The 9,960-nt window shown below is 52.4% G+C and carries 16 protein-coding genes and 1 pseudogene; 1 reads left to right on the top strand and 16 read right to left on the bottom strand.

From position 1 onward, the window contains the following. Positions 1-34 precede the first annotated feature (34 nt). The 15 genes and pseudogenes from U869_RS0123940 to U869_RS0123875 all read right to left on the bottom strand — a co-directional run bounded on the left by U869_RS0123940 (position 35) and on the right by U869_RS0123875 (position 8,811). A complete protein-coding gene (locus tag U869_RS0123940) occupies positions 35-316 on the bottom strand; it encodes a DUF4035 domain-containing protein (protein ID WP_025122604.1) in 282 nt (93 codons plus the stop codon). Next, positions 316-726, bottom strand: a complete 411-nt coding sequence (locus U869_RS0123935) for a phage tail assembly chaperone (RefSeq protein ID WP_025122605.1) — start codon at positions 724-726, stop codon at positions 316-318. The genes U869_RS0123940 and U869_RS0123935 overlap by 1 nt, the downstream gene beginning before the upstream one ends. A 14-nt stretch (positions 727-740) precedes the next feature. Further along, the gene (locus U869_RS32900; RefSeq protein ID WP_369795613.1) at positions 741-998 is read right to left on the bottom strand and encodes an Ig domain-containing protein; all 258 of its coding nucleotides are present in this window, start codon (positions 996-998) and stop codon (positions 741-743) included. A gap of 6 nt (positions 999-1,004) precedes the next feature. Beyond that, positions 1,005-1,442 (bottom strand): annotated as a pseudogene (locus U869_RS32895) (phage tail tube protein); the annotation flags it as partial. 57 nt (positions 1,443-1,499) lie between these two features. Further along, positions 1,500-1,847 carry a DUF3168 domain-containing protein gene (locus tag U869_RS0123925; protein WP_025122606.1) on the bottom strand — a complete coding sequence of 116 codons (348 nt, stop codon included), beginning with the start codon at positions 1,845-1,847 and terminating at the stop codon, positions 1,500-1,502. Continuing rightward, a complete protein-coding gene (locus tag U869_RS0123920) occupies positions 1,844-2,290 on the bottom strand; it encodes an HK97-gp10 family putative phage morphogenesis protein (protein WP_025122607.1) in 447 nt (148 codons plus the stop codon). Before U869_RS0123920 ends, U869_RS0123925 begins: the two co-directional genes overlap by 4 nt. Beyond that, positions 2,287-2,613: a phage head closure protein gene (locus tag U869_RS0123915; protein ID WP_025122608.1), complete on the bottom strand. Its 327-nt coding sequence runs from the start codon at positions 2,611-2,613 to the stop codon at positions 2,287-2,289. The genes U869_RS0123920 and U869_RS0123915 overlap by 4 nt, the downstream gene beginning before the upstream one ends. Continuing rightward, positions 2,613-2,951, bottom strand: a complete 339-nt coding sequence (locus tag U869_RS0123910; protein ID WP_025122609.1) for a head-tail connector protein — start codon at positions 2,949-2,951, stop codon at positions 2,613-2,615. Before U869_RS0123910 ends, U869_RS0123915 begins: the two co-directional genes overlap by 1 nt. Positions 2,952-2,984: 33 nt before the next feature. Then, positions 2,985-4,145, bottom strand: coding sequence for a phage major capsid protein (locus tag U869_RS0123905; protein ID WP_025122610.1), 1,161 nt, complete (start codon positions 4,143-4,145; stop codon positions 2,985-2,987). Between the two features lies 1 nt (position 4,146). Beyond that, positions 4,147-4,827: an HK97 family phage prohead protease gene (locus U869_RS0123900; protein WP_025122611.1), complete on the bottom strand. Its 681-nt coding sequence runs from the start codon at positions 4,825-4,827 to the stop codon at positions 4,147-4,149. Positions 4,828-4,843: 16 nt separating this feature from the next. Then, complete coding sequence (locus U869_RS0123895) at positions 4,844-6,115, bottom strand: phage portal protein (protein WP_025122612.1); 1,272 nt, start codon at positions 6,113-6,115, stop codon at positions 4,844-4,846. Then, positions 6,115-7,629, bottom strand: coding sequence for a terminase large subunit (locus U869_RS0123890; RefSeq protein ID WP_025122613.1), 1,515 nt, complete (start codon positions 7,627-7,629; stop codon positions 6,115-6,117). Before U869_RS0123890 ends, U869_RS0123895 begins: the two co-directional genes overlap by 1 nt. Before the next feature lie 9 nt (positions 7,630-7,638). After that, positions 7,639-8,124 (bottom strand): hypothetical protein, encoded by a 486-nt coding sequence (locus U869_RS0123885; protein WP_025122614.1) that lies wholly within the window; start codon positions 8,122-8,124, stop codon positions 7,639-7,641. 148 nt (positions 8,125-8,272) lie between these two features. Further along, positions 8,273-8,476 carry a hypothetical protein gene (locus tag U869_RS0123880; RefSeq protein WP_232785396.1) on the bottom strand — a complete coding sequence of 68 codons (204 nt, stop codon included), beginning with the start codon at positions 8,474-8,476 and terminating at the stop codon, positions 8,273-8,275. After that, positions 8,473-8,811, bottom strand: a complete 339-nt coding sequence (locus U869_RS0123875) for an HNH endonuclease signature motif containing protein (RefSeq protein ID WP_025122616.1) — start codon at positions 8,809-8,811, stop codon at positions 8,473-8,475. Before U869_RS0123875 ends, U869_RS0123880 begins: the two co-directional genes overlap by 4 nt. Before the next feature lie 221 nt (positions 8,812-9,032). Between U869_RS0123875 and U869_RS0123870 the strand changes: the two genes are divergently transcribed. Next, the gene (locus tag U869_RS0123870) at positions 9,033-9,356 is read left to right on the top strand and encodes a hypothetical protein (RefSeq protein ID WP_025122617.1); all 324 of its coding nucleotides are present in this window, start codon (positions 9,033-9,035) and stop codon (positions 9,354-9,356) included. 269 nt (positions 9,357-9,625) lie between these two features. Here the strand turns inward: U869_RS0123870 and U869_RS0123865 are convergent. Next, on the bottom strand, positions 9,626-9,960 hold a 335-nt coding region (locus tag U869_RS0123865), incomplete at its 5' end, for a DUF2570 domain-containing protein (RefSeq protein WP_025122618.1).

Genomic DNA, 9,960 nt, shown 5'->3' with positions numbered 1-9,960 from the left:
TGACCATCTCATTAACCCGCTACTTGAGCGGGTATTAATCAGCCAGGCTTGCTAAAAATGCTTCAAGCCCTGCGGTGTCTTCCTCTTCCGTTTCCTCCGACGCATTCCAGCGGATCAGCATATCGCTGATAGACAGAGGGTCTTTTTCACGCTGGGCGTTGAGCGTGGCCGCTGCAACCTGTGCGGCGTGATAATCATTACGCTCGTCGCCAATAGGACTTAGCCGATCAAAAGCCATCCACAAACGTAATTCACTGACGCTCATTGACTGGCGCAACTCGCCCAGGGTTTTTCCCAGACGAAGCGCCAGTTTCATCAGGAATTGAGTGTTTGGCTCTCTGGCTTTTTTTCGGCATCTGCCGCGCTAGTGCTCAAGTCCAGCGCCTGCTTTAACAAGCGCGCATGCACAGGCCCATAGACTTCAGCAACCAGCTCCTTATCCTCCGAGCTGAAAACATGCGCTCCGTTCTCATCCATCAAGGCATCAATGAAAAGCACAACGTCGCCATCAATGCTACGCCTCGCCTCCTGCGCCGCGCTCAGTTTTTCTGGCACTTCATCTTCATCCAGTTTGATGATCTGCCGCCACTCAACCCATGCCGTACTGGATGGTTCACGCAACACAACCGTAGCGCCATCCCACTCGGCGACCGTTACCGACTTAGTACGAAACCCTGCCATCGGTGCCGACGCCAGAGCCTTAAGGTTCAATTTATTTGCTGTCATGAGTAATGCTCCTATTAAGCCGCTGTGACGGTCACGACACACGTAGCAGTTTTAGCGCCGTCCGTGGTTTTGACGGTGATCGTTGAGGTGCCGGGGGTTAGGCCGGTGATAGCGCCCTTATTCGTCACCATGACGTTTCCAGGTGCGGAAGATGTCCATGTCACGCCGCGGTTAGTGGCAGACGCCGGGGCGATCGTTGGGGTCAAGGTGAGGCTGGCACCAGCGGCAACGGTGGCCGTGGTTTTGTCCAGGGTGACGCCGGTTACAGGGATATTGACGGCATAAATGCGTTGTGGCTTACCCTTTATCCTCAGCGCGTATGAAGCGGTAACAATGCCCGATGTTGCAGCACTCCAACTGTTTTGACGTACCTCAGCCAAATAGGCAAAACCATTACCGGAAGGGAAGACGATACGGATAGCACGCTTGCTGTCATCTTCATACGCATCCATCAGGGACTCCTGAGCTTCATCGTAACCGCTCCAGTTTTTACCGATGGTCATTTCAGACGGGGCTTTCAGGCCGTTAACCATCTCCTGTTCATCAGAACAGAACGTAGTTATATCGATATCAGCCTTTTGGCCGCCCGTAAAACTGAGTTCCTTTGTACTACACGATGCCGCAAGCCAGGTAACACCAACGGGATTGACCTCGTTGACTTCACCAGCAGAAACGCTGATCACTAAGCCTTTGGTTAATTCATACTTACTAGCCATTTGGGTATCTCCAGGCGTAAAAAAACCGCTCGTAAGCGGCTGTGTAAATGGGTTGGGTTATCGCCACACCTTGAATTCGAATGAGGCGCGGAAAAGGCCTGTATCGGGTTCGTGGTCGCTAAATAGATGAAACTCGGCTGGTAACAACATAGTTACCGCGGCTTCGGCCTGCTGGCGTATGGATTTCGCCTCGTCAATGCTGGTTGCGTACACGTCGATCTGCACCATATAGGCCGTTTCGGCGGTACCGCAAAACACATCACCCCGATTTTCATCGGGAACGGTGTAGACGATCCACGGTGGCTTTACTGCTGGCTGCCCCTCTGGGGTTAACTTGACCACATAGGGGTAAGCCTGACCGCCCACCAGCGGTTTTAACAACGGGTTAAGATCGGCTTCGGTCATTTGGAAAGCACCTTATCGATCGCCTCGTTGGCCTTGGCAAATGCGGCCTCCGCGGCTTCCGATTCCTTGGCATCGTAGGCAGGCCGGATAAACGGGACGGGTGCCATTTTCGACGTGCCCAACTCGATAAAACGCCAGTAGAACGCATTTTTCGGGTTGCTGGCCTTCATCGAATTATCGCTGTTGCCCGTTCTGGGGTTCCGACCCCGGATATGCACACCGGCAACCGCTCCGCCATCTTTCGCCCGCATGTTCACCGCAACGATATTGCGCGCCAGCTTACCGGTTCTTTTCGGCGCTCTGGCTTGAACTTCATCACGGATCACAGTTGCCGCCGCTCGCGTAGCCTGGCGTAAAACGTTGCGGTTCTCGGCCTTGCTCAATAGCTCCAAATCTTTCGAAATGTCGAGCAGGCCAGAAAAATCAAGGTTACCGCTGATCATGGTTTCACCCCACTTTTACAGAGCAGCTCTAGGCGCGTCAGCCGCGCATCCGGTAACGCTGCCACAATGTCATAGACCAACCCGCGAAAAAGCATGCGTGAAGCGCTGGAAACATCATCACGAAAGCGTAACCAGACACGCACCGTTGCCTCTGAATGTTCCGCGCCTGACGCCAGCAGTTCCCGGCCACTGATCGCTTTCACCTCGGCGGGGATCGGCTTTATCGATGCATCCACCCACACCGCCTTTTCGCCACCAGAGGGAAGATCTACCGTTTCGAAGTTCTGGATCATGATGCGGTGCCTAAAGCGCCCTGGCTCCATTACGATGCCTCCCCGTTTTCGCTGTCTTCCACCTTCACGCCGCGCCAATTGCGGCACGACCACATCAGGTTTTCGGCGGCGGAGTTGGTGTATAGCTGTACTTCGCTTTGCCCGGTGCGATGCTCAAACAGATCAGCAAAAACCAGCAGCATTGCTGAGACGACAGGGGAAGGAATATCACCCGCCTTTACCCAACGTGGGTCATCACACCAGCGCAAACAGTAATCCAATGCAGCCTGCGCATAACGAGTGATCACCGCGTCACGGTCTTCGCTATCGAACTCGATATGCTGGCGTAACTCTTCGATCGACACAACATCAGTGACTTTAATCGCCATAACATCAGGGCGGAATTACCCGCCCCCTCCGCGTTACTTGGTTGGTGCTGTGAAGGTGCCTTTGATCAGCGCCTGCGGGCGATAGTGCGCCAGAGCCAGGCGTTCTTCACACAGGATGGTCAGCATGTTTTTCACGAAGTTGTCGCGGTCTTCACGGCTCACTTCCACGGTGGCATCCATGCGATCCCATACCTGAGAAGCCAAGTCAAAGCCGCCCACGGTGAAGGTGTTCTGGGTTTGCGCGCGGGTCGGTACCACCGGCAGCCCCCACATGATGTTGCTGGTAAACGCCTGTGGGCCGCCGAAGATATAGCGGCCTTCGTTGTCTTTCAGCAAGGCGATGTTGTGCCAGTCGCGCGGGTTCAGAATGATGCCCGATGCGCTGAATTCTGACTCGGTCACCTGGAAAATGGCGTGGGCAATCATGTCTGCCCGCGTATCCCCAGTGGCGTTCAGCGTGGTGTCGTAGGCTGTTGCCACAGCATTAATACCCGTCAGGTTATCGCCAGTGCCGTCACCGTTCAGCAGTTGTTCCTCTTCCTTAAAGGCAAGGCCGAACAGTAAACGGTTGTTAACGTAGGATTGCAGCATCGGAGCATCATCCATCACCTGGCGGGATGCCTGTATCCAGTGTGCGATGGTTTTCACGTTCGCCGTTTCCTTCGAGAACGTCAGATCAGACTCAGGCTTTTGGGCCTTTTCCTTCACGGGTGCGGCATTGTTGGTGAACAACTTTTCACGCACGTACTCCAGCGAGTTGCTGGAAATGCGCCCTTGCGCCAGCAGATCGCGGATAACTAGGCGGCGGAGTCCCGGCATGACAATCCCCGGTACCTGCATCGGCTGGATCAGCGAACCGGCAGAAGCTGCATCACTCCCGAGCGATTTGTTGAAGGTTTTGGCCTCAAACGTCCCCTTGCTGCCGTTCCATGACTTGGTGAGTTCTTCGGCGGCCCGCTCCGAGAAGTCTTTTTTAACTGACGGATCATCTGCACCACCAGCCCCTTTCTGCTCAAGGTCAAACAGGCGCTCGCCGGACTTCTTCAACTCCTCCTGAACCTTGACCAGATCGTCCTGTAATGATTTTGAAACGCGGCCTGTTTCTTCGATCTCTTTTTTCTGAGCATCGAAAAGAAGGGTCATGTTTTTCTGTGAATCTTCGATAGCCTTCTGAATTTGTGCTAATTCGGACATATTATTTACCTAATGTTTGAGGGAAAGAACTGATGCGCTCGATAAGAGCGGATATTTCTGTTTTGTTCTCGTCGCTGTCGGACTCACTCCGAATAGCTGATTTGAACCGGGCAATAAGCCCCACGGCCTGTGATTTGCTTAAACCCACTGAATCCCTCAGCCAGTTCTCAACATCACGAATCGTTTCAATACCATCGATGCTTTTTATCGCTGATACGCCAGCCAGTTCATTAGCCGGGAAGGTACACACGCTGATTTCACGCAGTGCGGAAATATTCTTGAAAATGCGCCCGCCATTGGCCGCCAGTGAGTAATCGTCTTTGGTTACTGAAAACCCGACCGACATCCCCTCTACCGTGCCATGCTGCATGGCGGCTTTCAGGTCACTGGCCCCGCTATGGCCGGGTGTCAGTTGCCCACGGACAAACAGCCCTTTGGTGTCTTCCCGCAAGGCATCCCATTTGCCAACGGGCAATTCCCACGCGCGGTGGTTGAAGAACATGGCAACCTTGCGGGTTTGTTTCTCCAGGGTGTTCTTGAACGCGCCGGACAGGATCACATCACCGTCTGAATCGACATTGCCGAAAACAGACGCGTAGCCTTCAAAAATCCCCGACGTACCGTCGCCGGTAAATTTGATTTCTGTCTCTTCGAAAGAGAGGGTTTTCTTTATTTCGGTCATGGCCACCCCATAAAAACTAAACCCCGCTTTCGCGGGGCTGTTTGCCTAATTCGGTGAGAGGAACGTTTTGTGATTGCCGTGTGGCAACGTCGCCCCCTGGTAACGGTGGGTAGTTGTCCAGCCGTCGCATTTCGTTGATAGTACGCAGCCCTGAATCCCCCATAGCCTTCATGAAGGCAGCGCGAGAAGTCGAATCACCACGCAGTAAACCGTCAAGGTTATGCTCGGCATGGTATTTGCCAAGGTCGGAGGGCTTGACTATCCAGCGCTGAATACACTGTTCCCAGCGGGTGATATAGGGCTGTAACGTATATTGCAGGAACCCCATATTTTGCTGTTCGATACCCGTCCCCCATGACGTCGATTTTTCGACATCGCCTACCAGGTGAGGGGGAACGCCAAAGAAACGCGCCAGTTCGCTGACCTGAAACTTGCGAGAAGCCATAGTTTCAGCATCCTGAGGGCTGACACCGATGTCATGCGCGGCGAAATTGGCCTCAAGTATCCACAACCGCTTTTTCACCGGGCCACCGGCTATCTCTTTGAAGTTCTCTTCAACCTGATCGCGTTGCTCTTTGGACATCACGCGATCACCAACAGAGAGGATTTTCGGAGATTTGGCCCCATTGGCGTAAAAGTCCCGCTGCTGGTCTTCCATCGCCACGGCAACCCCGCCCGATTTGGCCGCGTGAGCAATTGGTGACAAGCCCACCAGCCCGTTAAAACCGAAGCCCTTCAGGTGGAATATTTCGCTTTTCTTGAATTTGGCGTATTCGCTGTCTCGCCGATATTTGTAAATGATCTGCTTACCTTCCAGCAGAACATCCATGTTCGCCGACAGTAGCGGGATCAGGCTGATCACATCCCCGCTGCTGTTGCGTTCGATAAGTGCATACGCATTACCGTAAAAGCACAGCTGCATGGTCATGGCCTCGCGGAACTCTTGCGCGGTCATGTACTGATTGGGGGAGAAGCGCAACAGCCGTGCAAGGGGATTATCCAGGCCAACCTTCAATCGGTTGTCGTTTTTGTCTGTCTCGAACACATCCAGAGGCAGGCATGAGGTCAGCGTCGAGATCAGGCTGACACAACGCCAGACCGTTGAAATCTGCAAAATGCGCTCATCGGTGATAAGGGAATCCCCCAGTGATCCCCCTGCCGATACCGGGCCTGTTTGCGAACCCTGATCCGGTGTAACCAGACGGCCACCGACAAACCACGATGCGGCCCGCGCCCACCAACCGTTATTCGTTCGCAGGTCGATACTGTAATTAGTTTTATCTGCCATCACATGCTCAACGGTTTAGATAAGAAGTCATCGAAGTCGCCACCAGGTTCTACGGCTTCACCATTTGCTGCGCCCATTGCCATAGCGAGGGCCACCATTCCATCGATTCGCCCGGTCGCTTTCGACTTATCGAGTTTTCTGTTTGAGGCCGCATCCTTGATCACGACCGCGTTACCGGCGCACATAGTCAACACCGGGTGCATACCGTGCCTGACACGCCCGTTTAGCATTGCTGCCTCCAGCGTATCCAGTGCGGGGGCCATATCTTTGAAACCCTGCCCGAACGGTACCCACGGCAGCGCCAAGCCAATCAAATCAGCCTCTTTTTTCAGTAGGTCAATGCGCCAGCGGTCAAAGGCAATCGCGGCAATATCGAAATCACTGATGATTTCCGCAATATCACGGATCACCACGGCATAATCGACAAACGATCCCGGCGTAGTTTTCAGAACGCCCTGTTTTGCCCACACGTCATAAGGCACACGGTCAGTTTTCGCCCTGTCACGCATGGTTTTTTCCGGCGTCCAGAAATAGGGGTAGATGCTCCACCAGCCATCTGCTGACTGGCCCGCAATCACGAACGCGGTTAAGTCCTTGCTTGCTGACAAATCCAGCCCGGCATAGCACTGACCGGTAATGGCCTGCGGAGCTTCTCGGCAGGACTCCCACACGTTGCGAGACATAAACGGCGATACGGTAGAAACACGCTGGTTCAGATTCAGGTTTCGGAAGGTGTTTTCAAAACTGGGCATACGCCCGGCCATTTCCGCCATCCTCTCCATATCGCGTAGTGATCGGAAGGTACCCAGAGCGGGATTTGCAGCGGCCCATGCTTCCCGGTCATCTAATTCGGCATCTTTCGGAGCCTCGTAGACGTGGGAAACAATGTGCGGATCTTTCGAGTTTTCCGCATCATCCAGCCAGATACTGAACAGGTCAGCATCGTTCGCCGCCTGCGTACTGATTGCTATAAGGAGTGGGGCATCATGCGCCCCCTGTGCTGTGACAATCGCATCAACAAATGCCGATTGCGGCCCGACGATCTGCCCCACCTCATCCAGAATGGCAAGCAAAGGAGAAAGGCCGTGGGTTGTCTTTCCCTCTGCGGCCAATGCTTTGTATTTAACGTTACACGGCAGGCCCAACAGCTTTTTCCCGCTTGGGATGATATGAACAATATCCTGCAATTCGGGGTTAAGCCCTACCATCTTTACGGCCAGATCAAAAACAACCGCCGCCTGTTCCTGGCTCATTGCACCGCTGACGATCTGCGAGTTTTGTACCGCCTCTGGGCCTACCAGGTGCGCTAACAGTATTCCCGCAATCAAGCCGGTTTTACCGTTCTTTCGCGCAATACTAAGATAGGCTTTATCCGTTCCGTGGGGGTTGTCGTAGATGGCCAGCAGAAATTTCTTTTGAAACTCGTCAAGCAACATCGGCTGTCCGATCAGCTTGCCCTCTGGCACGATGCAATAGCGCTCAATGAACGCTATCACGCGCTCACCTCGCGTCATGCTTTACTCCTAGCCGTGTTTGGGAAATGCGATCAGATTGTCATCTGCGACCTGGTGTTTACCGGCTGTCCGGCGCGCATCCGCATCGTTTTTATTACGGTTTTTCTGGTCACGGCTTTCGCCGTTGGTGGCGTGGGAATGGATTTGCAGATCGCGGCGCTGGGCCAGAATGGTTCGCTGCAATTCAACAATCTGCTTTCGGTAATCTTTGATCAGGGGTTCGTTGCGACCTTCCCCGCGTTGCCGTTCTTCTCTCTTCAACGCTTTGCGGAGGTCGATGGCATACAACTGATTATTAGCCAATTCGGCAGCGGCCAACAGGTCAGCTGGTGTCCAACTGTCGAGGGCTTTCGATCTGATATTGTCATGCCAGAAAGGTTCGGCTTTTTTATCCAGGCCAGCATGTGCCGGTGGTGGAATGGTGTCCTCACTGGCATTTTTCATGGCCTGAACCGCCGCCGTCGAGCTGTCGGAGCGAGTTCGTTTTTGCACCATTGGGTTTACCTAAAACTAAAAAAATCGGGTTAGCGTTAAAATAAGGGGATGCGAGCGGTCATTTTGGGTTTTTTTTTGGAAGTTTTTGCCCTCCCCCTCGATACAATTGATAATTATTACTATTTAAATGATTTCAAGTTTAATGATTTCACTTTGTTATCATTTCATTATCACCCAGTTGAAGCTCGGCACCAATCAGGCCGAATGCCACCATCGCCTCGCCTCCTGGGTAATCCGCAATGATGCCGCGAAGCTTTGCCGCAGCCTCTTTCACCTTCGCTTGGCTCTCTTCAGGCAATGAAGCAATCAGCCCTTTGAACATCAATAATGTTTGTTGGTCAGCAGTCATCATTTATTCCAGTGTGAGTTAGGATCGAGCGGCAACCCGCTGGCGTCACAACCTACCACCGCGCCGCTCTTCTCCATGCGTTGCTTGGTTGCGCTGTGATGGGATGTGCATAGCGTCTGCCAGTTCTTTGAGTCCCAGAATAGCTTTTGTGCTTTCGCTATCGCTATGCGGTTACCTGACTTCAGCGCTTCTTTGAGGCGGTGCGGAGTGATGTGGTCTACTACGTTACCGGCTACTGTTCTCCCCTGCTCGGCGCACATAACGCAAAGGGGGTGCAGTTGCAGGAACCCGCGCCGAGCCTTGTCCCATTTGCTGCCGTATATGCGTGGCTCTTTCATGTACTGCCTCAAATAGAAAAACCCCGAACTATGCCGAGGCTCTGGTTGTTGTGCACTACTTAGCAAACTCAAAAAATTAGACTACACTTTTTAATCACCATATTTCCTTATGTGGGCTATATGGTGACTAGCAGTTCAGCAGTCTGGGGATTTGTCATAACCGGAAAGCAATAAAGTGAGCATCTTTGCTCTTTTTATTGCCCCTAAAAAGGAATAATTTTATGAAGAAATTTTTATTGACATACACAGTTCGACCAGTATCAGATTATTCAGGTGACATAGATAAAGCGGATAAAGTAAGAAACAAAATTGCAGAAATAGAAGAATGGTTTAAGTACTCAACAGTTGAAACAACCTTTATGGGTGAAGCTTATATTACAGGCGACACAGATCAAGCCAAGAAAAGAAATGCCATAAAACACGTTGAAACTCTTTTCGTTCCGATTCTAGAAAAATTCGAAGCATCGGAGAATGATGTAGTAATTGACTGCGTAATGATGGTACATAACATCGAAAAGCCATTCCAATTCGAAGTTAAACATTAGAATTTCTCGTAATCACCCTCACTCATGTTGTTGAATTTATACCCTCCCTTCATGAGTGAGGTTTCCCTTTAAGCCCTTTACTCTCTAAGTTTAACTGCCATTTAATCAGCCCCTCAATGCGGGACGCACACACGTCCAGCTCGCCCTGGCTAACCTGCAACGCTATAACAGCATCACCGAACGTCGAGCCGGTAAACGGAGTCTGCTCGCACTGTTGGAGTAGTACCGCTGGCGGGTACACGTAAATCAGTTGCGGGGACGGTGCGGGCTTAACCCTCTCGGCGCAGGATGTTGATAGCAGAATCAGGCAGGCGCTGATTGCTAGCGTCGCTATGCTCCAACGCTTTGCGTAACGTTCTGTTTTCAGCATCGGCTTTTTCCCTCTTCTGCTGCTCGATCCGTAACTGTTCTTCGGTAGCGCGACGGTCAGCACCAGCGGCATCTTTCAACGCGGTGATCGTTTCATCACGTTCGGAAACAGACTTATTTAGCTCTGTGTTCTTGTCACTTAGAACCTGGTTTGCGTCATTGGCATTATCAAGCCGGTAAGTCAGCACTCCGTTAATGCCGCCCAGGCAGATAGCCACCAGCAACGCGCCGATCA

Source organism: Serratia sp. H1w, from assembly GCF_000633355.1.
In the GTDB taxonomy this organism is placed as follows: Bacteria; Pseudomonadota; Gammaproteobacteria; order Enterobacterales; family Enterobacteriaceae; genus Chania.
This window is presented reverse-complemented; position numbering and strand designations above follow the sequence as displayed.